21 protein-coding genes and 1 pseudogene are annotated in these 25,598 nt (G+C 62.8%); 14 read left to right on the top strand and 8 right to left on the bottom strand.

Annotation, left to right across the window (positions count from 1 at the left end; all coding sequences use genetic code 11):
• Positions 1-96 precede the first annotated feature (96 nt).
• From P3T16_RS29025 to purU, 4 genes are all read left to right on the top strand, one after another.
• A complete protein-coding gene (locus tag P3T16_RS29025) occupies positions 97-675 on the top strand; it encodes an adenine phosphoribosyltransferase (RefSeq protein WP_429344891.1) in 579 nt (192 codons plus the stop codon).
• Between the two features lie 42 nt (positions 676-717).
• Entirely contained in the window at positions 718-1,332 is a 615-nt protein-coding gene (locus P3T16_RS29020) for a LysE family translocator (protein ID WP_429344890.1), read from the top strand.
• Positions 1,333-1,350: 18 nt separating this feature from the next.
• Entirely contained in the window at positions 1,351-2,196 is an 846-nt protein-coding gene (locus tag P3T16_RS29015; RefSeq protein WP_429344889.1) for a DUF4743 domain-containing protein, read from the top strand.
• 61 nt (positions 2,197-2,257) lie between these two features.
• Entirely contained in the window at positions 2,258-3,127 is an 870-nt protein-coding gene (gene purU, locus P3T16_RS29010) for a formyltetrahydrofolate deformylase (RefSeq protein ID WP_429254810.1), read from the top strand.
• Positions 3,128-3,256: 129 nt separating this feature from the next.
• Here purU and P3T16_RS29005 read toward each other — a convergent pair whose 3' ends face one another.
• The gene (locus tag P3T16_RS29005) at positions 3,257-3,784 is read right to left on the bottom strand and encodes a single-stranded DNA-binding protein (RefSeq protein ID WP_429254809.1); all 528 of its coding nucleotides are present in this window, start codon (positions 3,782-3,784) and stop codon (positions 3,257-3,259) included.
• 111 nt (positions 3,785-3,895) lie between these two features.
• The gene (locus P3T16_RS29000; RefSeq protein WP_429344888.1) at positions 3,896-5,083 is read right to left on the bottom strand and encodes an MFS transporter; all 1,188 of its coding nucleotides are present in this window, start codon (positions 5,081-5,083) and stop codon (positions 3,896-3,898) included.
• Between the two features lie 317 nt (positions 5,084-5,400).
• On the opposite strand from P3T16_RS29000, the gene uvrA reads away from it, so the two are divergent.
• Both uvrA and P3T16_RS28990 read left to right on the top strand, forming a co-directional pair.
• Positions 5,401-8,277 (top strand): excinuclease ABC subunit UvrA, encoded by a 2,877-nt coding sequence (gene uvrA, locus P3T16_RS28995; protein WP_429344887.1) that lies wholly within the window; start codon positions 5,401-5,403, stop codon positions 8,275-8,277.
• 32 nt (positions 8,278-8,309) lie between these two features.
• Positions 8,310-9,395 carry an AI-2E family transporter gene (locus tag P3T16_RS28990; RefSeq protein WP_429254806.1) on the top strand — a complete coding sequence of 362 codons (1,086 nt, stop codon included), beginning with the start codon at positions 8,310-8,312 and terminating at the stop codon, positions 9,393-9,395.
• 97 nt (positions 9,396-9,492) lie between these two features.
• Here the strand turns inward: P3T16_RS28990 and P3T16_RS28985 are convergent, their stop codons facing one another.
• Complete coding sequence (locus P3T16_RS28985; RefSeq protein WP_429255164.1) at positions 9,493-9,792, bottom strand: hypothetical protein; 300 nt, start codon at positions 9,790-9,792, stop codon at positions 9,493-9,495.
• A gap of 560 nt (positions 9,793-10,352) precedes the next feature.
• Positions 10,353-11,150 (bottom strand): hypothetical protein, encoded by a 798-nt coding sequence (locus tag P3T16_RS28980; RefSeq protein ID WP_429344886.1) that lies wholly within the window; start codon positions 11,148-11,150, stop codon positions 10,353-10,355.
• Positions 11,151-11,538: 388 nt separating this feature from the next.
• On the opposite strand from P3T16_RS28980, the gene P3T16_RS28975 reads away from it, so the two are divergent.
• Positions 11,539-13,182 (top strand): methyl-accepting chemotaxis protein, encoded by a 1,644-nt coding sequence (locus tag P3T16_RS28975; protein ID WP_429344885.1) that lies wholly within the window; start codon positions 11,539-11,541, stop codon positions 13,180-13,182.
• An 88-nt stretch (positions 13,183-13,270) separates the two neighbouring features.
• Here P3T16_RS28975 and P3T16_RS28970 read toward each other — a convergent pair whose 3' ends face one another.
• Positions 13,271-14,158 (bottom strand): LysR family transcriptional regulator, encoded by an 888-nt coding sequence (locus tag P3T16_RS28970; RefSeq protein ID WP_429344884.1) that lies wholly within the window; start codon positions 14,156-14,158, stop codon positions 13,271-13,273.
• A gap of 95 nt (positions 14,159-14,253) precedes the next feature.
• Here P3T16_RS28970 and P3T16_RS28965 point away from each other — a divergent pair, with 95 nt between their 5' ends.
• The 6 genes from P3T16_RS28965 to P3T16_RS28940 all read left to right on the top strand — a co-directional run bounded on the left by P3T16_RS28965 (position 14,254) and on the right by P3T16_RS28940 (position 22,630).
• Complete coding sequence (locus P3T16_RS28965; RefSeq protein ID WP_429344883.1) at positions 14,254-15,555, top strand: MFS transporter; 1,302 nt, start codon at positions 14,254-14,256, stop codon at positions 15,553-15,555.
• 197 nt (positions 15,556-15,752) lie between these two features.
• Positions 15,753-16,403, top strand: a complete 651-nt coding sequence (locus P3T16_RS28960; protein ID WP_429344882.1) for a response regulator — start codon at positions 15,753-15,755, stop codon at positions 16,401-16,403.
• Positions 16,404-16,569: 166 nt separating this feature from the next.
• Positions 16,570-17,274, top strand: coding sequence for a response regulator (locus P3T16_RS28955; RefSeq protein ID WP_429344881.1), 705 nt, complete (start codon positions 16,570-16,572; stop codon positions 17,272-17,274).
• Positions 17,271-17,915: a response regulator gene (locus tag P3T16_RS28950; protein ID WP_429344880.1), complete on the top strand. Its 645-nt coding sequence runs from the start codon at positions 17,271-17,273 to the stop codon at positions 17,913-17,915. Before P3T16_RS28955 ends, P3T16_RS28950 begins: the two co-directional genes overlap by 4 nt.
• A gap of 192 nt (positions 17,916-18,107) precedes the next feature.
• A complete protein-coding gene (gene aqpZ, locus P3T16_RS28945; protein WP_429254798.1) occupies positions 18,108-18,851 on the top strand; it encodes an aquaporin Z in 744 nt (247 codons plus the stop codon).
• Positions 18,852-18,880: 29 nt separating this feature from the next.
• Entirely contained in the window at positions 18,881-22,630 is a 3,750-nt protein-coding gene (locus tag P3T16_RS28940) for an ATP-binding protein (protein WP_429344879.1), read from the top strand.
• Between the two features lie 154 nt (positions 22,631-22,784).
• Here P3T16_RS28940 and P3T16_RS28935 read toward each other — a convergent pair whose 3' ends face one another.
• Together P3T16_RS28935 and P3T16_RS28930 are read right to left on the bottom strand one after the other, a co-directional pair.
• Positions 22,785-23,720: a LysR family transcriptional regulator gene (locus P3T16_RS28935; RefSeq protein WP_429344878.1), complete on the bottom strand. Its 936-nt coding sequence runs from the start codon at positions 23,718-23,720 to the stop codon at positions 22,785-22,787.
• Between the two features lie 215 nt (positions 23,721-23,935).
• On the bottom strand, positions 23,936-24,109 hold the full coding sequence (locus P3T16_RS28930) for a hypothetical protein (protein ID WP_429344877.1): 174 nt from the start codon (positions 24,107-24,109) through the stop codon (positions 23,936-23,938).
• Between the two features lie 42 nt (positions 24,110-24,151).
• Here P3T16_RS28930 and P3T16_RS28925 point away from each other — a divergent pair.
• Positions 24,152-25,300, top strand: a pseudogene (locus P3T16_RS28925) (porin); the annotation flags it as partial.
• On the opposite strand, the gene P3T16_RS28920 reads toward P3T16_RS28925, so the two are convergent.
• Positions 25,182-25,598 (bottom strand): transposase (locus tag P3T16_RS28920; RefSeq protein WP_429344876.1); only part of this gene is annotated, 417 nt, incomplete at its 5' end. The pseudogene P3T16_RS28925 and the gene P3T16_RS28920 sit on opposite strands and share 119 nt — an antisense overlap.

The following is a 25,598-nucleotide window of genomic DNA, read 5'->3' as shown; positions in this document are numbered from 1 at the left end:
GCCGGGTGGCCGTATTGAGCGGCGCCTTGCGCGACCCGCTACGCGGCACCTTATGCGGCCCACACTGAAGCAATCTATCGGGATATTGGAGACATCATGTCCAACGCACCTTTGCCGGCGCCTGCCGACGCGCCACTGTACGCGGCTGAGTTCGTGAAGAGCCAGATCCGCACGGTGCCCGACTGGCCGCAACCTGGCGTGCAGTTTCGCGACATCACGCCGTTGCTGCAGCACCCGAAAGCGCTGCGCGTGCTGATCGACCTGTTCGTGCTGCGCTACATCGATGCGAAGCTCGACTACATTGCAGGCCTCGACGCGCGCGGATTCATCATCGGGCCGATTGTTGCGTACGAGTTGAACCTCGGCTTCATCCCGATCCGCAAGGTCGGCAAGCTGCCGTACAAAACGGTTTCGGAGTCGTATCACCTCGAATACGGCACAGCGACGGTCGAGATTCACGAAGATGCGTGTGGCCCCGGCGACCGCGTCGTGATCATCGACGATCTGATTGCGACCGGCGGCACGATGATGGCCGGCAAGAAGCTGCTCGAACGGCTTGGCGCGCAGGTGGTGGAGGGCGCGGCGATCATCGATCTGCCGGATCTGGGTGGCTCAAAGCTTCTGCGCGAAGCAGGCCTGCCGCTCTACACGGTGACCGGATTCGGCGGCCACTAATCGCACCTCGCGCATTTGCACACCGCACAGGGATATTTAAAGATGCCCAATTTCCTCCTGTTTCTCGCGACGTCGATCGCCATTACCATGGCGCCCGGCCCTGACAATCTGCAGGTACTGGCGCGCGGCATTTCACAGGGGCGCGCCGCCGGCCTTGTCGCCGCGCTCGGTTTTGCGGCCGGCATCACGTTTCATACGACGCTCGCGGCACTCGGCGTCGCGGCTGTGCTGCGGTCGTCGCCGGTTGCGTTTCAGGCGATCAAGCTGGCCGGCGCGGCGTATCTGATCTGGATCGGCATCAAGGCGCTGCGCAGCCAGGGGCTCGCGACGGCGCATGAACGGCCGCCGCAGCCGCTCTCGTCGGTGTTCCGGCAAAGCGTGCTCGGCAACATCATGAACCCGAAGGTCACGCTGTTCTTCATCGTGTTTCTGCCGCAGTTCGTCGATCCGCATGGCGCGCAGAACGTGACGCTGCAGATGCTCGAACTGGGCGCGTTGTTCATGCTGCAGACGGTAGTCGTGTTTTCGCTGTTCGGCGTGTGCGCGGGCATGATTGGTGGCTGGCTGCGTCGCCGGCCGAGCGTGGGCGTGTGGCTCGACCGGCTCGCGGGCGCTACGTTCATCGCGATCGGCATTCGTGTCGCGTTGCGCGACTGAGTTTGGGGAACGCCGCCTATGACTTTGCCCTGCATCATCGCCGCACGCCGTTTCGACGCGCGTGCTCACACGCCGTTCTGGATCGGGGAAGAACAGGTCGGCTGGATTCGCAAAAGCGATGTGCCGTTGCTCACGCGCTGGCCGGATGTGTTCGATTTCGATGATGCACGCGTCACGCTATCTTCGCGTTTCGACACGCTGGAACTGCGTAGCGCCGCGCTGGGTGCAGTGATCGGCGCGCTCGCCGCGGAGGGCCGCATTCCGGGCTGGCGCGATGAGACATACGCCATCCGCAATGCGTTCGATGCGTCACCGCTCGCGTACATCGAGCGCGCGGCGTCGCGCTTCTTCGGAACGATGACGTACGCGGTGCATCTGAACGGCGTCGTAGAATATGGCGATCGCGCGCCGCAATTGTGGATCGCGCGGCGTAGCGATACGAAGGCGACCGATCCTGGGATGCTGGATAACGTCGTCGCGGGCGGCATCGGTTGGGGATTCGGAATCGAAGCGACGATCGTCAAGGAGTGCTGGGAAGAAGCGGGCATTCCGGAAGAGATTGCCGTGCGCGCGGTCGCGGGACGGACGGCGCATGTGCTGCAGTCGCTGCCGGAAGGCACGCAGGCCGAGCAGGTTTTTATCTACGACCTGGCATTGCCGGCGGATTTTGCGCCACGCAATCAGGACGGCGAAGTGGGCGAACATCGCCTCGCGCGCATCGACGAAGTCGCGCGCTGGATCGAGGAAGGCACCATGACGGTCGATGCGAGTCTCGCGACGCTCGACTGCCTGCTACGGCGCCGCTGGATCGACGAAGATGCGTGCGCGGGCATTGCCGCGGTGTTCGTGCCGGCGGTTATCTGAACCCCGTCGCGCGTTGTCATACTGAACGAAATACGGATTGAAGAAGGGAGTCACCCAGGTCATGTCGACCGAACACAGCTTTATTCTCAAACTGTCGTGCGCGGACCGGCCCGGCATCGTGCATGCGGTGTCCGGCTTTCTGTTCGAGCGCGGCAGCAACATTCTCGACTCGGCCCAGTTTGGGGACAGCCACACCGGCGAGTTCTTCATGCGCGTGCATTTTCAGCAGGTCGGCGGCGATCCGGGGCTGGACGTCCTGCGCGGGTCGTTCGCGCCGCTGGCTGAGCAGTTCGGCATGAAGTGGGAACTGCATGATGCGTCGGTGAGGCCGCGTGTCGTGATCATGGTGTCGAAGATCGGGCATTGCCTGAACGACCTGCTGTTCCGCTATCGCACCGGTCAGCTTGGCATCGAGATTCCCGCGATCATTTCGAATCACAAGGAGTTTTATCAGCTCGCCGCGAGCTATGACATTCCGTTCCATCACTTTCCGCTGACGGGCTCGACCGCCGACGCGAAGGCCGCGCAGGAAGCGCGCGTGCTGGAAGTGATCGATGAGCATCAGGTGGATCTGGTTGTGCTCGCGCGGTATATGCAGATTCTGTCGCCGCAACTGTGCGACCGGCTGGCTGGACGGGCGATCAATATTCACCATTCGTTTTTGCCGAGCTTCAAGGGCGCCAAGCCTTATTATCAGGCCTTCGATCGCGGCGTGAAGCTGATTGGCGCGACGGCGCACTATGTGACGACCGATCTGGACGAAGGCCCGATCATCGAGCAGGAAGTCGAACGCGTGGATCACAGCATGACGCCCGAGCAGCTGACGGGCATCGGCCGCGATGTCGAGTGCGTGACGCTTGCGCGTGCAGTGAAGTGGCACGTCGAGCATCGGGTTGTGCTGAACGGGAGTAAGACGGTGGTTTTCCGTTAAAGGCGGAGTGGTTTATTTCCGCGGGCAGGGTAGCGCGGAGCAGGGCAGAACAGGGCAGAAAACTGAAGGCCCGCGGCATCACTGCCGCGGGCCTTTCTGTTTCAACGTTCAGATGTCTGCTATGGGCAATCAGAACGGAATATCGTCATCCATCTCATCGAACCCACCGCCGGCCGGTGCGCCCGGACGGCTGGCACCGCCGCCACCTGCTGCGCCACCACGCGGTGCGCTTGCCGGAGCGCGACCGCCACCACCGCCGCTACGTTCCGACGGTTCACGGCTATAGCCGCCGTCATCGCCACCGCCGCCGCCCATCGAGCCGCCACGGCCACCCAGCATCTGCATCTGTTCAGCGACGATTTCAGTCGAGTAACGATCGGTGCCGTCCTGCGCCTGCCACTTGCGCGTGCGGATACGGCCTTCGATATACACCGACGAGCCCTTCTTCAGGTATTCGTTGACGATTTCAGCGAGGCGGCCGAAGAACGACACGCGGTGCCATTCGGTCGCTTCCTTCATTTCGCCCGACGTTTTGTCCTTGTAGCGATCGGTCGTTGCGAGGCGGATGTTCGCCACGGCGTCGCCGCTCGGCAGATAACGGACCTCGGGATCGGCTCCGAGATTGCCGACGAGAATGACCTTGTTCACGGATGCCATGCGTTTCTCCTGTTGATTCCGTTGCGGGCGGTCGGCAATGCGCGGTTTCGTCTTGCGACCCTTGGGGCCAGAGATCGAAGCCGCGCCGCAGCCGTCCGCCGATAAATTCTGTTACGCCCTGCGCGGCGGCTGCTTCATGTTTGCGGCGATTATAAGCCAGCAAAACACGAGCCCCGAGCAGGTAAAAAACACGGCGCTTTGACCGTCCACTTTCAGCAGCCATCCGCCGATCACACCGCCCATCGCCAACCCGATCGATTGCGTGGTGTTGTACACGCCGGCGGCCGCGCCCTTGCGCGTTCCTGGTGCAAGTTTCGACACCAGCGAAGGCTGCGACGCCTCGAGCACGTTAAAGCCGAGGAAGTAGACGAAAAGAATCGCCGCCACAGTCAGAATGGTATGAGGTGCGAGGCCAAGCAACAACTGGCCAATCAGGATAAGCGCAATCGCACCGAGCAGCACCGCTTTCATCCTGCCGCGCTTTTCAGCGGCGATGATCGCCGGCACCATCATGACGAACGCCAGACCCATCACCGGCAGATACACCTTCCAGTGCGACGCGACCGGCAGGCCGCCCGCTTCCAGAATACGCGGCACCACGAGGAACAATGCGGTCTGCGTCGCGTGCAGCACGAGCACGCCGAAGTTCAGGCGTAGCAGTTCGACGTTATGCAGTACTTCAGCGAACGGCGCACGCACGTGGACCGGTTTCGGTGCATCGGGCACGACCCACAGCACGACGCCGATCGCGAGAATCGAGAACACGCCGACCAGCGCGAAGAGGCCGCTCATGCCAACCCACTGGAACACGATCGGCGCGCCGACGATCGCCACCGCGAACGACACGCCAATGCTGCCGCCGACCATCGCCATTGCCTTCGTGCGGTGCTCTTCGGCAGTCAGGTCCGCGATAAACGCGATCACCGCCGACGACACCGCGCCCATCCCCTGAATCACCCGTCCGACGATGATCCACGTCATGTCGTGCGCGAAAGCCGCGACAAAACTGCCGAGCGCGAAGATCAGAAGACCGGTGGCGATCACCGGCTTGCGGCCGATCTTGTCGGAAATCCAGCCATAGAAGATGTAGAGCAGGGACTGCGTGACGCCGTACGCGCCAAGCGCAATACCGACGAGCAGCACGTTGTCGCCGCCCGGAATCGTTTTCGCGTAGATCGAAAACACCGGCATGATCATGAAGAGGCCGAGCATGCGCAGCGCGAAGATCGCAGCGAGCGACACGGTCGCGCGCAGTTCAGGCGCGCTCATGCGTGAAGATGTTGCGGATGGATTGGACATCGGAAGCGATATTCGAGTGATTCGGGAGGCCATCCGCGGGGCGGCTTGCTGCCTGGTGATGTACCGCGGGTGTACCGGGCGCAACGGGTAGCATGCGGCACGGTGCTTCGGCCGGTGGCCCGCTGCTGGCTTGCGGTCGCGGACAACGTCCCCATCTGAAGGGCCTGAAACCCGTTCGCCGCGGCGCCTGACCGCGGCATGACAAACCTGCTTCGCGCCTTGCGGGCGTTGTCAGGAAGCCGTAACGACGGTCTGGAAAAGTCGTTATAGTAGCAGGTTTAGCCTCCCCCTCTTTCCGCCAGGTCATGGAATAACGCGTGGAACAAATCCGTATCCGTGGGGCCCGCACCCACAACCTGAAGAACGTCAATCTTGACTTGCCGCGTCACAAGCTGATCGTGATTACCGGCCTGTCCGGCTCGGGCAAATCATCGCTCGCCTTCGATACGCTCTACGCGGAAGGTCAGCGTCGCTACGTGGAAAGTCTGTCCGCGTATGCGCGGCAATTCCTTCAATTGATGGAAAAGCCGGACGTCGATCTGATCGAGGGGCTGTCGCCGGCGATTTCGATCGAGCAGAAGGCGACCTCGCACAATCCGCGCTCCACCGTGGGCACGGTCACCGAAATCCACGACTACCTGCGTCTCCTGTACGCGCGCGTCGGCACGCCTTATTGCCCGGACCACGAAATTCCGCTGGAGTCGCAAAGCGTCTCGCAGATGGTGGACGCCGCGCTCGCGTTGCCGGAAGACACGAAGCTGATGATCCTTGCGCCGGTCGTGGCGAACCGCAAGGGCGAGCACGTCGAGCTGTTCGAGGAGATGCAGGCGCAGGGTTTTATCCGTTTCCGCGTGAGCTCGGGCGGCGGCACGGCGAACGAAGGCGTCGCGAAGATCTACGAAGTGGACTCGCTGCCGAAGCTGAAGAAGAACGACAAGCACACGATCGACGTGGTCGTCGACCGTCTGAAGGTGCGCGCCGACATGAAGCAGCGTCTCGCCGAATCGTTCGAGACGGCGCTGCGTCTTGCTGATGGTCGAGCGATCGCGCTCGAGATGGACACCGAAAAGGAGCATCTGTTCAGCTCGAAGTTTGCGTGTCCGATCTGCTCGTACTCGCTGCAGGAACTGGAGCCGCGGCTTTTCTCGTTCAACAATCCGATGGGCGCGTGTCCGGAATGTGACGGCCTCGGCCAGATCACGTTCTTCGATCCGAAGCGGGTGGTCGCGCATCCGTCGCTGTCGCTGGCGGCGGGTGCGGTGAAGGGCTGGGACCGGCGCAACCAGTTCTACTTCCAGATGCTGCAGAGTCTCGCGGCGTTTTACGAATTCGATATCGATACCGCGTTCGAAGACCTGCCGGAGAAGATCCGCAAGATCCTGCTGTACGGCTCGGGCAAGCAGACCATTCCGTTCTCGTACATGAACGAGCGTGGCCGCACGTCGATCCGCGAGCACGTGTTTGAAGGGATCATCCCGAATCTGGAGCGGCGCTACCGCGAGACCGATTCGGTCGCGGTGCGCGAAGAACTCGCGAAGTATCAGAACAATCAGGCATGCCCGGCCTGTGAAGGCACGCGTCTGCGCCGCGAAGCGCGGTTCGTGCGGATCGGCAGCGACGGCGACGCACGCGGCATCTTCGAAGTGAGCGGCATGCCGCTGCGCGACACACTCGGCTATTTCCAGACGCTGCGTCTCGAAGGCGCAAAGGGCGAGATCGCCGACAAGGTGGTGAAGGAAATCGTCGCGCGTCTGATGTTCCTGAATAACGTCGGGCTCGATTATCTGTCGCTGGAACGCAGCGCGGAAACGCTTTCAGGTGGCGAAGCGCAGCGTATCCGTCTCGCATCGCAGATCGGCTCGGGCCTGACCGGCGTGATGTACGTGCTCGACGAGCCGTCGATCGGCCTGCATCAGCGCGACAACGACCGTCTGATCTCCACGCTCAAGCATCTGCGCGACCTCGGCAACTCGGTGATCGTCGTCGAGCATGATGAAGACATGATCCGCATGGCCGACTATGTCGTCGACATGGGGCCGGGCGCCGGCGAGCACGGCGGCATGGTGATCGCCGAAGGCACGCCGAAGCAGGTGCAGACCGACCCGGCTTCGATAACCGGCCAGTACATGTCGGGCGCGCGTCGCATCGAATATCCGGACGATCGTAAACAGCCCGACGAGCGGCATCTGCGTATCGTCGAGGCGTACGGCAACAACCTGAAGCACGTGACGCTCGATCTGCCGGTCGGCCTCCTGACCTGCGTGACAGGCGTATCGGGTTCGGGCAAGTCGACGCTGATCAACGACACGCTGTACCACGCGGTCGCGCATCACCTGTACGGCTCGGCCGCAGAGCCCGCGCCGTACGAAGCGATCGAAGGCCTGGAGCATTTCGACAAGGTCATCAATGTCGACCAGTCGCCGATCGGCCGCACGCCGCGCTCGAATCCGGCGACGTACACCGGCGTCTTCACACCGATCCGCGAACTGTTCTCGGGCGTGCCAGCGGCGAAAGAGCGTGGCTACGATCCGGGCCGCTTCTCGTTCAACGTGAAGGGCGGCCGCTGCGAATCGTGTCAGGGCGACGGTGTGCTGAAGGTCGAGATGCACTTCCTGCCGGACGTCTACGTGCCCTGCGACGTGTGTCACGGCAAGCGCTACAACCGCGAAACACTCGACGTTCAGTACAAGGGCAAGAACATCAGCGAAGTGCTGGAGATGACCGTCGAGAACGCGTACGAATTCTTCAAGCCGGTGCCGGTGGTCGCGCGCAAGCTGAAGACGCTGCTCGACGTGGGTCTCGGCTACATCCGTCTGGGCCAGTCGGCCACCACGTTATCGGGCGGCGAAGCGCAGCGCGTGAAACTTTCGCTGGAACTGAGCAAGCGCGACACGGGGCGCACGCTATACATCCTCGACGAACCCACGACCGGTCTGCATTTCCACGATATCGCGCTGCTACTCGAAGTGATTCACCGGTTACGCGATCAAGGTAATACTGTCGTAATCATCGAGCATAATCTCGACGTGATCAAAACAGCCGACTGGCTGATCGATCTCGGGCCGGAAGGCGGCGCGGGCGGCGGGCAGATCATTGCCCAGGGCACGCCGGAGCAGGTGGCGAAGTCGAAGGCAAGTTTTACCGGCAAGTATCTGGCGCCGTTGTTGAAGCGCCAGCCGGCGACCCAAAAATAACACTGCGTCACCAGGTTGGGGACGGGAGAGTCATGACGAAGCGAAACCAGGCACCTGACGACACGCACGTGCAGGATCTGCGCCCTCGCCCGGTGAGGCTGACGAGCGATATGAGTCTGCCGAAGCTGTCCGCCGTGGAGATCGGCAGCTACATCGTGGCGCTCATCGGAATGTGGGCTGTATTGCATCTGCAGCTGCTGGGTGCACTCCTCGCGGGCATGCTCGTCTATCAGCTTGTGCACACGATGGCGCCGCTGATCGAAAAGCGCGTATCGGGTCCGTGGGCGCGATGGATATCGGTGGTGTTGCTGTCTGCGGCGATCGTCGGCGCGCTAACGGGCGTTACGATCGGCATCATCGAGCATTTCGAGCAGGACGTGCCAAGCGTGCAGAAGCTGCTCGAACAGATGATGCCGCTCGTCGATCAGGCGCGCGCGCGCATTCCCCCTTCAATCGCCGAATATCTGCCGGTCGATGCCGAGCAGATGAAGCTGAAGGCGATGCTGCTGATGCATGAGCATTCCAATGCGTTGCAGCAGGGCGGCAAGAGTGTGGCGCGGGTCTTCGGGCATGTTGTCATCGGGATGATCATCGGCGCGATCATTGCCGTGGGCGCGCAGCGGCATATGCAGCGCCTGCCGCTGTCGACGGCGTTCGTGACGCGGGTCGCGCGGTTTGCCGATGCCTTCCGGCGCATCGTATTCGCGCAGATCAAGATTTCCGCGATCAACGCGACGTTCACCGGCGTTTTCCTTCTGGTGATCCTGCCGCTGTTCCACGACCGCCTGCCGTTGTCGAAGACGCTCGTGATGGTGACATTTATCGTCGGCCTGTTGCCGGTGATCGGCAATCTGATTTCCAACACGTTGATTGTTGCGATCGCGCTGTCGGTCAGCTTTTCGGCGGCGGTGATGTCGCTGGTGTTCCTCGTCCTGATTCACAAGCTCGAATATTTTCTCAATGCCCGGATCGTCGGCGGGCAGATCGAGGCGCGTGCGTGGGAACTGCTCGTGGCGATGCTCGTCATGGAGGCTGCGTTCGGCATTCCGGGTGTGATCGCGGCGCCGATTTTTTACGCCTATATCAAGCGCGAACTGATTTACCTTCGGCTGGTTTGAGGGTTTTGCCAGTTGAGCGGGCGTGATTACCGCGCGCTAATCGTGGTGTGCTTTTTCACTCGATACCGCGCGCAGGTCCACACGATGCTTACCGGCCTTACCCGTGAAGCGCCAGAGCTGGACCTGCTGATGTTTCGGCGGATGTGGGCGGAACGACCGGGATGAAGTGCAGCCTGGGCGTATCGGCGACCGGCGGGAACACGCACCAGCAACCATCGGGATGTCTGAAGAAAAACAATGCGCGGGTGCCGGCTGGTAACGATGTCTCAACGCACACGTAGCGTTTGCCGTTCCGTTGCGCGCGGCTGAAGCGCGTTACGTGCAGCGGAATCGACGGTGAAGGGGCCAGCCATTTCTCGATCTGGCCGCGCAGTGACTGTTCACTGGAATTTTTCATGTCGGGCTCCAGCAAACACTTCCTGCCGCGAATCCACCACATCTTCGTCATGCCGGGCTGGCGCGGACTCCTCTTCGTTCAGGATGCGCTCCAGTTCTTCGCTGGCCGCGGCTGCCCGGAGCATTCTGCAATCAGCCGAATGCCGGAAATCGGAAAGCAGTCGAACCAGTTGACGCGCTGTTCTGCGTTTCATCACACACCTCCCCGCACTGCACACCAAACTTAAGAAAGCACTTTAACTATAGGACCGAAAAGGCCGCTGCTGCTAATGTTTGGCTAAATAGCAACAACTGACTCAAAACGCACGCGACCTGTGTCGGCACTGTGCACCCCCAATGTGCCGCTGGTGCGCATCGCAGTCTGTACGCTTGCGAGCGCAATGCGTTCGCGATTGACTGCGGGTTTTTGGCGTTGAACCGCACGGCTGCATGTTGTTCTCGAGTCGATGGACTTGGGTTCTTCGATAAAAGCATGTTCTGTTCCAGTCGACCGAAATTCACGGATATCGATTTTTCGACGCTCACCGGATACCGATGAAATGTGAGCCACGCGGCGCATTGCTAGCCGCCCAGATGCGCGAGCGCGTCGCGCATCGGCTGGCTCGGAATGACGATCGGCCCGGTGAACGGCGTATCCAGATCCACGATTCCATAAATCGCCGACGCAATCGACAGCGCGCCGAGCGTGATCGTCACCAGCGCCAGCGCGTTGCGCGGCGCGATCAGGCCGAAGCTCAGAAAGATCACCGATAGCCAGAACGTGAGGGTCTTGAAGAACGGGTCCGAAATCGAGCTGTGTGCTTCCTCGATCAGTTTCCAGCGCGCTTTGCTCACCGCGGTGAACTGGGCAAGGATGTCGCCGACGAGCGACTGATGAAACGCGTCAGGTGGGTTGAGTTGACGGATCCCGCTTTCGGCCTGGTCGAGCAGGTGGCCGAGGCGGGGGCTTTCCAGCTGCTCGGGATTGTGTGGGACGTTCTTCTGGTAATAGTCGCCGGGCGGCGGCGGTTCGTGCGGCCATGTCGTCGCGATCGCCTCGGCGGTATAGGCGCGTAGCAGCGCGCGTGCGTCCGATGTATCCGGCCCGTAGTCGCGAAGTTTGACGTCGAGCTGGATCAGATCGGCGGCGTACGCGCGGAAATCGTTGGCAACCGTGTCGAAGCTGCTCTTGGCCGACGCCGTCATCAGACCCAGCACGAGCGCAGCGAACGTGACCAGCATGCCGATGACCAGCTGGATCAGCTGCACCGTCTCGTGCGCCTTGTGCTCTTCGGGCAGCAAAGGCCTCACGAGCACTCCAAAGCCCGTTGACAGGAGGAGCACGATGAACACAACCAGTCCGGACTCCACTTCAGTCATGTCGCGACGCTCCCCGCAAATGTGCCTCGCTACTTTCCGCTAACGCATCCTTGCAGGCAATGCTCGACATCCCGGCCCGTTCGCCGCAGCCGTCTCCAGATCGAGCCAGAAACAGCCACATCGACGATGGAAGGTGCAAGCGACGGCGGCGCCGCGCCGGCTACCTCATCGCCCGCAAAGCACCCATAGTCTTGCGTTGCGTCAAACGCGAAGCACCCGAAGGTCCTGCGCGCCATCAAGTTTTCGAGAATCAGGCCGACAACCAGATATGTTGCGTCCGCTTAACGAAAGGTGGATGGAGCGGGGCGGCCGGGATAGGCGAACACGCAGAAGTCCGGCCGCACACGAGGCGCCGGACTCGCCGGGGCTGCATCACGGAGACGAAAGTATGTTGAAGAATTTATCGATTCGCGCGTACCTGAGCCTGATGGTTGCCTTCTTTGGGATCGTCCTGCTTGTCGGCGCGGCGGCGGGTCTGCTGTCGCTGCGAGCCAGCAACGAATCGCTGCAACAGATGTACACGGTCGATACGCCCGCAGTCGCGGATCTCGAAGGCAGTGCCGGGCAGCTGCTGCGCCTGCGTCTCGCACTCGCTACCTACGCATCCCTCGTTGACCTGAATGACCAGGAAGGCGCGGACGCGGTGCTCAAGCGCTTCGACCAGTACCTGAAATCGTCGAATGACCGTCTCGCCCATTATGTGGGCAACGCGGGCACGGACGCGGACGAGCAACGTCTCATCAAGGACATGCAGGACAAGCGCGACGCATTCCTGCACGACGGCGTCGAGCCCGCCATGGCTGCGCTGAAGGCCGGCGACAAAACCGCGTTCCAGCAACTCCAGGCGCACAAGCTGCCGTCGCTCTACAGCAATTTTGAGAAGTCGATGCTTGTGCTCGAGAAGCTGCAACTCGATCACGGCGAACAGCGCTACGGCGACGCGCAGGACCGCTTCAATGTGGTGAGCGTGGCGGTTGCGGTCGGCATGGTGGTGTCGCTGCTATTGGCGTGGCTTGGCCGTGTGGCGATGGTGCGCGCGATCGTGCATCCGGTGCGGGCGACGATCGCGCAGTTCCAGCGGATCGCGGACGGCGACCTGACCGGCCGCGTCGCGATAACCGGCGACAACGAGATGGGGCAACTGGCCGCCGCGTTACGGAAGATGCAGGAGTCGTTGATCGCGACTGTCAACACGGTGCGCAGCGGGACGGAATCGATCGATACGGGCGTCAGCGAAATCGCGTCGGGCAACACCAATCTGTCGCAGCGCACCGAGGAACAGGCCGCTTCGCTCGAAGAAACCGCGGCGAGCATCGAACAGCTCACGTCGACGGTCAAGCAGACCGCCGAGAACGCGAAGCAGGCCAGTTCGCTGGCGCAGGGCGCGTCGGGCCTCGCAGCACAGGGCGGCGAACTGACGCAGCAGGTGGTGGGGACGATGAACCACATCGTTAGCGATTCACGCAAGATCGGCGACATCATCGGCGTGATCGAAGGCATCGCGTTCCAGACGAACATTCTCGCGCTCAACGCGGCCGTCGAGGCGGCGCGCGCGGGCGAACAGGGTCGCGGCTTCGCAGTCGTCGCGAGCGAAGTGCGCTCGCTGGCGCAACGTAGCGCCGGCGCGGCGAAGGAGATCAAGGGCTTGATCGGCGAATCGACAGCGCGGGTCGAAGCGGGCGCGGATCTGGTCGAGCGCTCGGGCACGACGATGACCGAAATCGTCGAGGCCATCACGCGCGTGAGCGCCATCATGAGCGAGATCGCCGCAGCAGCGTCGGAGCAGAGCACGGGCATCGATCAGGTGAACCTCGCCGTCGCGCAGATGGACGAAGTGACGCAGCAGAATGCTGCGCTGGTCGAGCAGGCTGCCGCAGCAGCAAGTTCGCTCGAAGACCAGGCGCGACGTCTGACGGCAGCTGTCGCGGTGTTCCATACGGGCACGGGGAGTTCGGCCACGTTGAACGCCCGCCTGACGAAGCGTCCGGCCAGTGTGTCGGCGGCCGCGTTGCCGGCGCCGGTGACGTCCTGATTCCGGGTTCGGATTTGCGTGACGCTCCCTGCTTCTGAACATAAGCGACGCCCGCGATCGCGCGGCGCGTCGCCTTTTTCCCAGCCAGTCAGCTAAAAAGCCGCTTCAAGGCGGCGCGCGCGTTGGTGACGAGATCGTCCTCGCCGAGGCGGCCCGGCAGCAGATGAAACTCCACCGCCGGCAGGGCAGGAAGCCGCACCGACGCCGGACACGCGGCCAGCCCGGCGCCAATTGACGACTCGTTCAGACACGAGATCCCCAGACCCGCCTTCAACGCCAGCTGCAGCCCGGCCACGCCAGACGCCGAATGCGAAATCACATACGGCACGTTGCGCTCATCGAGCAGCTTCACGATGAAGCGCTGTAGCTGGCAACTGGATGGCAGGAGCACGAGCGGATAGGGCGTGGCGATCCGCGGGTCGGCATCCGCCGAGCTCACCCATACGAGCCGCTCGCGCCGGATCACCGCACCCTTCCTGTGGCCTTTCCCGACGGCGACGCGTCCACTTTCGGGCGTCACGAGACGCAGCGACAGACCAATATCGAAGGTGGCATCGTCCCCGGCGCTGTCGATGACCGCGCTCGGCAGTACCGTCACGTGCAGACGCAAACGCGGATGCTGCTCCGAGAAGGCCTTCAGCACGCCCGCGATCTCGTGCGGCCGGTAGTAGTCGGTGATGGCGATCCGCAGCTCGCCGTCGAGCGCGCGCCCCTGCATATCCTCGAACGCCGCCTCGCTCATCGCGAGGATGCGGCGCGCATGGTCGAGCAGTTTCGTGCCGGCGGGCGTCGCGGTGACACCCTGCTTGCTGCGCACGAAGAGCGGCTGGCCGGCGCGCTCCTCGAGCTTCTTCACCTGCTCGCTCACCGACGACTGCGACAGGAACACCCGCTCCGCCGCCCCCGAAACCGTGCCGGCCTCGACCACGGCAACAAAGGTTCGAAGCTGCGCGAGATCGAACGCACGTTGGCTCATGATTCGGAAACTCCGATGGAAGTGATCTTATATTCCCGCTTTTCCGATGGATAGTCTATCCGTAGGATGACTTCGTCGAATCCTCGGGAGGTCACATGGGCAGGCATCTTTCACAGGGCGTATCCGGCCCGTGCGGACGCAGTCATCGATGGAAAGTGCTGGGTGTCGGCTTCGCGGCGAACGCGAGCTTTTCGGCAGCGTTTTCTGGCATTCCGACGACCGCGGTCTTTATCCGCTCGGGCTATCGCGTTGACAATCACGCGCTCGGTCTTTTGTTCGGGATGCTCGGCCTTGGCATCGCAGTTAGCGAGCTGCCGTGGGGATTGTTGACGGATCGCTGGGGCGACCGGCGCGTGTTGCTGCTTGGGCTCGGCCTGACGGCGGCGGCACTGGCGGGGATGGCTGCGTTTGTTTCGCCACAAGGCGCCTGGGTCCCGGGCGTAGGGATGCTCGCTGCGGGCCTGCTGCTGGTCGGACTGCTGGGCGGCAGCGTCAACGGTTCGAGCGGTCGCGCGGTAATGGCGTGGTTTCGCGAAGGCGAGCGCGGTCTCGCCATGAGCATCCGGCAGACGGCCGTGCCGGCAGGAGGCGGCCTCGGCGCACTGGTCCTTCCCGCGCTTGCTGCGTGGCATGGATTTGCGTGCGTCTACGGCGTGCTGGCGGTCCTGTGCGCGGTGACCGCCGGATTCGCGTGGCGCTGGCTGCATGAGCCGCCCGCCGCGGAAGGTGCGGCGCGCGGCATGCAAGCAGCGCCTTCCGTCGCGTCGCAGCCTTCGCGGCGTCCGGTTTCGCCGCTGCGCGATGTCCGGATCTGGCGCACGGCGCTCGGCATGGGCGTGCTGTGCGTCCCGCAACTGACGGTGGTGACGTTCGCGACCGTGTTTCTGCACGACTTCAGTCGCGCCGGTCTGCTGACGATCAGCGTCACGATGGCCGCTGTGCAGACAGGTGCTGCGGTCATGCGCGTCTGGAGCGGTCACTGGACCGATCGTCGTGGCAACCGTCGCGCCTATATGCGTGCGTGCAGTCTGGTTACGGCGCTACTGTTCGCACCGCTCGCGCTGCTGACCGCCGGCGTGGGCGCATTGCACACTGCCATGGCGATCGTGTTCGCCGCGATGATCGTGCTGGGCGGCGTGTCGGCTTCGGCATGGCACGGCGTCGCGTTCACCGAACTCGCGACGCTTGCGGGCACGAGCCGCGCGGGTACGGCGCTCGCGATCGGCAACACCTGCGTGTTCATGATGATGTTCGTGACGCCGCTCGCCATTCCGCTGGTGTTGTCGATCGGATCGTGGCCGGCCGTCTGGGCGATGGGAAGTCTCTGTGCGTTGATCGCGTTGCCGGTCTTTCCGCGGGCCGCCGTTCCCCGTAGCGTCGCGCCGGCACGGGCCTGATCCGGGCCCCGCGCTGTTCGAGCATCCGTTTGGACATTCGACTATTTGTCATATGATTAGGATCACTCTGATTTTTGTTCCCTCCATGTGGTGATGTGATTAGGCGCTTCCAGGCGAACGTCAGGTTGCGCAAGCGGCGCTTCCCCGGCGCGCTCCTTGATAACCATCACACACCTATACCAACATGGAGAGAAAGCATGGCAAAAATCCGGGTCATCGTGGCCGATGACCATCCTTTTGTGGTGATCGGCGTGCGCGCATCGCTTGCGTTGCATGACGGCATCGAAGTCGTTGGCGACGCGAGCGGTCCACAGTCCCTCATCCGGCTGCTCGAAGCCACGCCCTGCGACGTGCTCGTCACCGATCTGACGATGCCGGAAGCCGGCACGCCGGCGGAAGACGGGCTGCGTCTCATGCGCCGCATCCGTCAGACATGGCCGGCGATCCGCATCATCGTGCTGACGGGCGTCACGAACGCCGCGATCCTGCGCTCGATCATGACCGACGGCGTCGCTGGCGTGCTCAACAAGACCGGGTCGATGGATGAGCTGGCTGCCGCGGTGCGAACAGTCGGTTACGGGCGCCCGTATGTCAGCAAGTCGATCCTGGTCACGCTCGCCGAGGCCGGTTCCGAAGCGAGCGAAATGACCGCGCCGCCCCGTCTGTCGCCGCGCGAAACCGAGGTGCTTGGCCTGTTCGTGAGCGGGCTGTCGATCAGCGAAATCGCGCGTCGGCTCGATCGCAACGTGCGCACTGTCAGTCGTCAGAAGCGCGACGCGATGGTCAAGCTGGGTGTGAGCAACGATCCGGGTCTCTTTGCCTTTATTCGCGCACACGGTATGGCATGAAATAGATCGGAAAACTAATCAAATGAAGAGCGCCCCCAGGCCGACGGGGGTATTTCAGAGCTTTCTTATGTCGGTCGAATAGCAAATATTTGATTCTCGCTCTGGCAGATCGAGCGCTCGCATGATGCGGGCATCAGCTTGCGGACCAGCGCCGGAGACGAATTTCATGACCGACCCTCACAGCAGCGACACCAGCGGCGCTGCATCTATCCGTACCATCATCGCCGACGATCATCCCCTTGTTCTGCTTGCCATGGAGAACCTGTTGTCGGGCTTTCCAAACATGAAGATCGTGGGCCGCGCGTCGAACTCCAGCGAAGTCTTTGCGCAGGCGGAGCAGACGCCCTGCGATCTGGTGGTGATGGATCTGCACATGCCTGTCGTCGGCCACAGCGACGGCCTCGATACCGTCGCGCGTCTCAGGGCGTGCTACCCGCACGTGGCGCTGGTTTTGCTGACGATGGAATCCGAAGCCGACGCCTTGCAGCAGGCGCTCTCACTCGGCGCGAATGCGGTCGTGAGCAAGCGCGATCGCATCGACCTGATCAACGTGGCGATCGTCACCGCACTCGCGCGCGAGTGTTATCTCGGACCGGCCGTGCGCGCGCAACTGTCCGATGCGTCGCGGTTACGCCAGCTGGATCATGTGCGCCAGCTGCTGTCGCGCCGCGAGATGGAAGTGTTCACGCACTATGCGGCCGGTCTCGGCGTCACGGAGATCGCGACGCGCCTCGGGCGCAGCGTCAAGACGATCAGCGCGCAGAAGTGCACAGCGATGAAAAAACTCGCGCTGCATACCGATGTCGAGCTGTTCAGATTTGCCGTCGATCACGGCGTCGTCGCTGAAGGCGCCAGGCAGAGCGTGCGTTGAAAGAGACGATCCGCGTCATCGTGGCGGACGATCACAGTTGCGTGCGCAGCGGCGTCCGCTCGCTGCTGTCAGCTACGCCGCATCTGTCGGTAGTCGGCGAGGCGGTCGATTCCCAGGCGCTGGCGGAACTGCTCGATCACTGCCGCTGCGACGTGATTGTCTCCGACGTCGGCATGCCGGGAATCAGTGGCGAGAGTAATGCCGTGTCGCTGCTGCGCAGGGTTCTGCGCGAGGTTCCCCATCCGCCGGTGGTCGTGCTCACGATGATCCATCACCCGCACGCGCTGATCAGTCTCGTGCATATCGGCGTCAACGCTATTGTTGACAAACGCGATGTCGCGAGTTCGCTGACTACCGCGATCGATGCCGCTCTCGCGGGTACCTTCTGGCTTTCCGGTCATGCCCGGCGCGTGCTGGCTGCCGCCGACGCGCCATCGCAACCGCGTATGGGCGTGCTGAGCGCGCGCGAGTGGGAAGTCTTCCAGATGTATGCGCGCGGCATGACGATCCATCGGATCGCGCAGAAGCTTGATCGAAGCGCCAAAACGATCAGCACACAGAAGCGCAGCGCGATGCGCAAGCTCGGGCTGGCGTCCGAAGCCGATCTGGCGAACTACGCCCGACAGATTGGCCTGATCTGACGTTCCAGCCGGCCGCCGGCGAGGTCGAATTAGGAGTAGTCCGATTAGTTGTCTGCCGGTCGCGCCCCATACTCGCGCGTCGCGGACAGATGAGGTTCCTGGATCGTTCGTTATGCAGATGGAGTTTGAAGAACGCGAGTGGCATTTGCGTTGCGAACGCTAACCCGGGATAGAGCAATGAAAGGAGGCAACATGTCCAGTCTGAGCAGGCGCTTGATGGCAGAGGCAGCGGGCACGGCCTGGATCGTGTTCATCGGGTGCGGCAGTCTCGTCGTGAAAGGTGCGCTATCCCAGATGGGATGTGCCGGCCTGGAGGCTCCCATTGCATTCGGGCTCGCGATCACGACGGCCAGCTACGCTGCGGGCCGCTTCTCCGGCGCACATTTCAATCCTGCTGTGACGATCGGCTTCGTGGTTGCGCAACGTTTTCGTGTGCGTGATCTGCTGCCGTATGTTGCTGCGCAAATTTTCGGGGCGGTGACAGGCGCGGCGGTGCTCGATTTCATCGCCATGGGCCGTCCGGGGTTCGATCTTGCGATCAGCGACTTCGGCGCAAACGGCTATGGCGACCACTCGCCTGCCGACTTTCAGCTGCAATCAGCGCTCGCACTCGAACTCGCGATGTCATTCGCTTTCGTATGGATCAACCTGCAGATGTCGCGACGGGCGTCGCGCGCGGTTGCGCCGGTCGTGACCGGCGCCTGTCTTTCCGCGATCTATCTGATCGCTATTCCCATCACGAACGGCTCGGTGAATCCCGCGCGTTCCACGGGGCCGGCACTCTTTGTGGGCGGCTGGGCGCTGGATCAACTCTGGCTCTTCTGGGCCGCGCCGATCGGGGGCGGCGTGCTTGCCGGTCTGCTCTATCCGCGGCCAGGCGGCGCGCGGCATAAAGGTCCTGCCGGACCGGCACGTGAGCCGGCCGAGGTCTCGTGAATCCGTTCCGCTGCTTTCCGATGTTCATCATGAGCATCCAGCCTGCGCGTGCACGATGCGGCGTGCTGCTGCGTCCGATGTACTGCTTCCTCGTTTGCGTGGCGTGGGCTGCGATGGTCGTCGCTCACGCCGCGCTCGCGGCTGTGCCGCTCGAATCCGCGTCCGGTGAACTGGTGTCGGCGTATCCCGCCAGACTGACAATCGGCATTCTCGCAGGCGGCTGGGAACCGTTCGAAATCGTCGACGGAGCCAATCTGGGCGGCTTGAGCGTCGACTATCTGCGCGCGCTCGTCGGGCCAGGCGTGACGTTCGAAACCCGCGCGTACGCCGATATGCCCCACCTGCTAGCGGCTGCGTGCGCGGGGGAAGTCGATGTGTTGATGAGTGTTGCGCGCACGCCCGAGCGGGACCGGTGTCTGTCGTTCACCGCACCTTACTTTCGCGCACCCATGTCGGTGGTGACGCGCCGCGAGCGCAGCGCTTCGTTCACGCGCGGCCAGTTGCAGGGTGCCCGCATCGCCCTCGAAAAGGGCTTCGCGCTCGAAGGCTTTCTCGCCGGGCGCTACCCACACGCGCAAATTCTGACGTACTCCGACACGGCCGCCGCGCTGGCCGCGGTCGAGCGTCGCGAGGCCGATGCCTATCTGGGCCTCGCGCCTTCGGTGCGATCGCGGCTTTCCGATGGCGCGTTCCATGGCCTTGGCGTCGCGTTCGACGATACGGGGCGCACCGGCGAAATCCGGTTTGCCGTGCCACATCGGCAGCTTGCGTTGCGCGATGATCTCGATCGCGCGCTATCGGCGATGCCGCCGGACGACAGGCAGCGCATTCGCAACCGGTGGATCACCGCACCGACGCCGCAGCGCGGAATCGAAGCCGTCAGCGCGGTGCGCCTGCTGCCGTTTCTGATCGCTATCGGTGCGATTCTCGTTGTGACATTGCGCGCCTATGTGCTGCTGCAACGTGAGATGCGGCTGCGCAAGCGCACCGAGCGTGAACTCGCCACCCAGCTCAATTTCCAGCAGACGATGATGGAGATGGTGCCGTATCCGCTCGTCGCGAAAGATCTGGATGGGCGCTATATCGCTGTCAATCGCGCGTACGAGGAATCGACAGGCCTCGCGCGCGCGACGGTCATCGGCCGGACGAGCCACGATGTGCAGGCGTGGGGCGCGTCGAACAGCCTGAGTCTCGATCGCATCACGCGGCGCACGCTCGAAAGCGGCGAATGGCAGCAGATCGAACTGGAATTCGCCGGCCGTGCGGGCGACGCCCGTCACGGGATTTTCTGGACGTGCATGTGTACGGGCATCGATGGCATGCCGTCATGCGTGCTCGGGACGGTGGTCGATATCACCGATATCCGCCGCGCGGAAGTGCTCGCGCACGAGACGGAGCGGCGTCTCTTCGATGTAACGCGCTCGCTGCCGGCGGTCGTGTTCCAGCTGCGCCGTGATCCGGCGGGCGCGTACTCGTTTCTCTATGTCGGCGGCGACACGCAGGGCCTTCTCGGTAACGACGGCCGGGCGTTGACCGAACCGGGCAGCATCGATTTTGCGCGTGTCTGCGCGGAGGATCGTCGCGCGTTGATGGTCGAACTTGAGCGCTCGGCGCGCTCGGTGCAGCCAATTCACGTCGAGTTTCGCTTCGGCGACGGTGCGTCGGGTTTTCGCTGGGTACGCGCCGAACTGGTGCCGCGCCGCGAGGCGACAGGTAGCGTCGTGTGGAGCGGCTACGGCGTGGACGCGAGCATCGATCACGCCCGCGCGGATGAACTCGCCCGCGCGCGCGATTTCGCGGAGGCGGCGTCGCGTGCGAAAGACGACTTCCTCGCGATGATGAGCCATGAAATCCGCACGCCGATGAACGGCGTCCTCGGCCTTGTCGAAGTGCTGGAACGCACGCCGCTCAACGCCGACCAGGGGGAGATGCTCGGCATGATTCACGAGTCGGCGGGCGCGCTGCTGCAGATTCTCGACGATCTGCTGGACTATTCGAAGATCGAAGCCGGGCGGCTCACGATCGAATCGGAGCCGATCGAATTGCGCGAACTGGTCGATAACGCGGTGGGGCTGCTTGCGGGACGTGCGCATGAGAAAGGCCTGAAAGTACGCGTGGACGTCGAGCCGGGCGTCGCGGCCAGCCTGCGTGGCGACAGCGTGCGGCTGCGGCAGATTCTCTTCAATCTGCTCGGCAACGCGATCAAATTCACGCCCGCCGGCGAAGTGGACGTGTGCGTGGTGCTGAGCGCGCAGACCGACACCGTGCAGACCATCGATATCACCGTCGAAGACACGGGCATCGGCATCGCACCGGATGTCCAGGTGCAACTCTTCGAGCCGTTTGTGCAGGCCGAATCGTCGACGACGCGTCGTTTCGGCGGCACCGGGCTTGGCTTGACGATCTGCCGCAAGCTGGTCGAACTGATGGGCGGCACGCTGCAACTGCAGAGCACGCCCGGAACAGGCACGCGCATGACGCTGCGGCTCGCGATGCCGATCGAAACGCGAACGCATACCGCCGGCCGTTTGCGCGGAAAACGTGGCGTGATCGTGACGGCCGACACGCGCGTTGCGCAGGCGATGGTGCATTTCGGCGAGGCGCTCGGCATTGCACTCGATGTGGTCTCGCCCGATTCCGCGGCAAGCATGAGGCCCGCTACGTTCACCGCCGCCGATCTGATTTTCGTTGCGGAAGGGCGGGATATACCGAAGGACGGCGCATCGCGCGCCCGTGTGATCTGCCTGACGGAAAAGCCGAAGCCGACAGGTTATCGCGTGGTCGACGATAACGTCCGGCTGAGCATCAACCCGATTTCATGGCGCGGACTCGGCGCGGCGTGCGCGGCGGCATTGAGCGGCCTCGCGACCGTGCCGGCGCGGCACGTCGGCGCGATCGAGACCGGCATCGCTGCGCCGGATCGCGAGCGCGCCATCGCAAGCGGGCGGCTCGTGCTCGTCGCGGAGGATCATCCGGTGAATCAGGAGCTGATCCGTCATCAACTCGCGTTGCTCGGTTTTGCCTGCGACGTGGTCGACGACGGCGCCGAAGCACTCGTCGCGCTCGAGCAGACGCGCTACGGCTTCCTGATCACCGACTGTCATATGCCGAACCTGTCGGGCTACGAACTGGCGCGTGAGGTGCGCTCGCGCGAGCGAGCGCGCAACGACGCGACGCGGTTGCCGATTCTCGGCATCACCGCCAACACGGCGCCCGAGGATCTGCGGGCATGTCGCGAAGCCGGCATGGACGACTGCCTCGTCAAGCCGACGCGTCTTGCGACCTTGCGCGACTACCTCGCGCGCTGGTTCGGCACGGAAGTCACGCGTGTGCCGGCCACCGATGCGAAAACGGCGAGCCCGCATGACAAACCCGCAACCCACGCGCCCGCGCCCGGGATGACGCGCGCATTCATCCCGGTCGACCTCGCTCATATGACCCAGTTGTGGGGAAGCGAATCGACCGTCAAGTCGCTGCTCGATGCGTTTGTCGCGGCGGTTCGCGACGATCTGCGTGCATTGCCGACGCTGCTGGAAAACATCGACGCGACGCAGGCCATCGATGCGCGCGACATCGAACCATTGCGGGAGTGGCATCACCGCGTGATGGGTGCCGCGGGCGTGCTGCAGTATCCGCCACTGCTCGACGTGCTGGAGCAATATCGGCGCGGGATGCAGCATTGGCCGTCCGCACAGCTGCGCGCGGAGGGTTTTTCGCTGGTGACGCAATGCCAGACCATACTGGACGGCATTGAAGAACAGGTTGCATTGCTTGCATAGCGACGCGAAGCGCGAGGCAACCTTCTCGTACAGACCAAAAAAAACGCGGCCGAAGCCGCGTTAAAGTTTGGAGACATCCTTCGATGAAGGAGTCGCTTCTCGCAGATGTAAGCGTACGCTCTTTGCGCCGAAAGATTGAGGCCCAATTGCGCAATTAACTATTGGAGTATGCGAAAGGGTGCGCGGGCAGTACGCCCGCGCGGAAGTAATTCACCGTGAAATCGACGAAAGAACGTGTCTTGGCTGACACGTGACGTCGTCCCGGGTAGACGAGCGAAAGCTCCTTGTCAGCATCGAGGATTCGCCAGCCGGGCAGAACCTGCACGAGCGTGCCGTCGGCCAGATCCGCGGCCACGTGATTCTCAGGAAGAATGGTGACGCCCATATCGGCCAGCACCGCCTGCCGAAGCATCACCGAGTTGTTGACCATGTACGCGGGATCAAGACTGACCGTCTGCGCGCTTCCGTCCGCTCCCGCGAAATGCCATGTCGTGCTGTGAATATCAGCCGAGGGCGCGAGGAATGTGTGCGCGACCAGGTCCGCGGGTTGTTGTGGCGCTGGATGCGTTTCCAGATAACGCGCGGACGCCGTGGCGACCGGACACACCTTGAATAGAGGCCGTCGGACCATCGTTTCGCTGCTGACCTGACCGGGCACGACGATGCCGACATCGAAACCTTCTTCGATCAGATCCACCGGCCGGTGCAACAGCGTGACCGACAGCTTCACCTTCGGATGCAGCGCGTGATAGTGCTGCAGCAGCGGCGTCAGACCAAAAAGCGAGAACGACGCGACGGCAACGAGCTTGAGCGTGCCTGACGGCTCACTGCCGCTGCGCGCGACGTGCGACTCCACCGTCTCGATCTGGTCGAGCACCTGACGGCAACCTTCAGCATAGGTGTGACCGGCCTCGGTCAGCGACAGGCTGCGCGTAGTCCGGTTAACGAGGCGCGTGTCCAGATGTGTTTCGAGCAGCGCGACATAGCGTGTTACCACAGCATTCGACAGACCGAGACTCGCGGCGGCGCGCCCGAACGAATTGTTCTCCGCGACCTGGAGAAAGACGCGCATGGCCTGAAGCAGATTCATCGACGGTTCGTTGTATGGAAAGGAGCGTGCGACACGCACGAAAGTGCCGAATGTTAGGCGCGCGTGATCACCGTTGACACGGGATTTTTCCGAATCATTCGCAATGAATTGCATGTCTCGATTTAATGCCGAAGAAAGCGTGTGGCAGAACGACAACGCTTTAAATAGATAAGCATGGCGAAATATAAATCGAGACAAGAAAAATGCCTTGCGAGTCAAGGCGAATAAGCGTGCTGTTGCGCGGTTTTTGAATAATTCAAAAATTGTTTTGTGCGCTTGCGAGTGGCCTCTGCAAAACCCAGCCCCCACACTTTGACATGCAGATAGAACCGGTAACGGTCCAGGCCGACGGTGCGAATCGATACGGCCCAGGCCTGCAGTTGCGCCACGCAATCAATCGAGTCAGACGACTCAGTATCAAGGGGCTTTACATGAAAAAAACTCTGGTTCTCGCGGCTGTGTCCGCAACCTTCGCCACTGCCGCGAGCGCGCAAAGCAGCGTGACGCTGTACGGTGTGATCGACGCCGGCTTTACGTACGTCCAGAACGAACGCACGAGCGTGAGCGATCCGGATGCGCACGGCCCCGCTTACCGTATGACGAGCGGCAATCTCCAGGGTAGCCGCTGGGGCATGCGCGGTGCGGAAGATCTCGGCGGCGGCATGAAGGTGATCTTTACGCTGGAAAGTGGTTTCAACGTAATGAATGGCCGCAATGACGTGAACAACAAGCTGTTCAACCGTCAGGCGTTCGTCGGTCTGTCGAGCGACTACGGCACGCTGACGATGGGTCGCCAGTACGATTCCGTGGTCGACTATCTCGGTCCGCTGACGGCGACCGGCAGCTGGGGCGGCACGTACTTTGCACACCCGGGCGACAACGACAATGCGAACAACTCGGTGCGCATGAACAACTCGGTCAAGTACCAGAGCGCAAACTACGCGGGCCTGTCGTTTAGCGGTCTGTACGCATTCTCGAATCAGGCGGGCGGTTTCGCCGATAACCGCGCGTACAGCGTGGGCGCGGGTTACCAGGCTGGCGGCCTGAAACTCGGCGCGGCATACCTGCAGATTCAAGGTTCGAACCTGAATAGCAGCGGCGCAGTGCAAGACGGTCCGATCGCCGGAAATGCAGTCGTCAGCCAGACCCAGCGCACGTGGGGCGTGGGCGGCAGCTACGAATTCGGTCCGGCGTCGGTCGGCGCGGTGTACACGCAAAGCCGTTACCAGTTCGCCTTTGGCGACGGTTCGATTCGCTTCAACAACTACGAAGTCAATGCGCGCTACAACCTGACACCGGCGCTCGCGCTGGGTGCGGCGTACACGTACACGCAGGCGGTCGAAACGACGATTAACGCCGCGAATACGTCGAGCCACTGGAACCAGTTCGGCCTGCAGGCTGACTACGCGCTGTCGAAGCGGACTGATATCTCTCAAGAAACCCGGCAGAAAAGATCGGTTCTCAGGGAATCGGCGCGTTTGGCTGGAGCTGGAATCCGAGGGCGGAAGCACGTCGCCGGAGGGCTGCGATGCTGCGCTGGCGCTGCTGTTCCTCATAGCGCTGCTGCCCCTGGTCGACGAAGGCTTCGCCGCGCGTGAGCATGAAGTACACCATGCGGGCAAGCTTGTGGGCCACCGCGGTATTGGCGCGCGGCTTGTCCATGCGGGCGCACAGCCGGCGGTAGAACGCGCCGAGCGCCGAGTCGCTGCGCGACAGGCTCATGGCTGCGATTTTCAGTGCCTGCCGGGCGCGGTTGGCGGAGGGTCGGGTGCCGGAAGACAGTGTCTTGCCGCCACTGATCTTCGTGGCTGGGCACAGGCGCAGCCACGAACAGAAGTGCTTGACGCTGGCAAAGCGGCTCAGGTCCGGGCCGATCTC

Source organism: Paraburkholderia sp. GAS42 (assembly GCF_050436565.1).
Classification (GTDB): Bacteria; Pseudomonadota; Gammaproteobacteria; order Burkholderiales; family Burkholderiaceae; genus Paraburkholderia.
The sequence above is the reverse complement of the archived record's forward strand: the minus strand, read 5'-3'. Positions and strand labels throughout refer to the sequence as shown.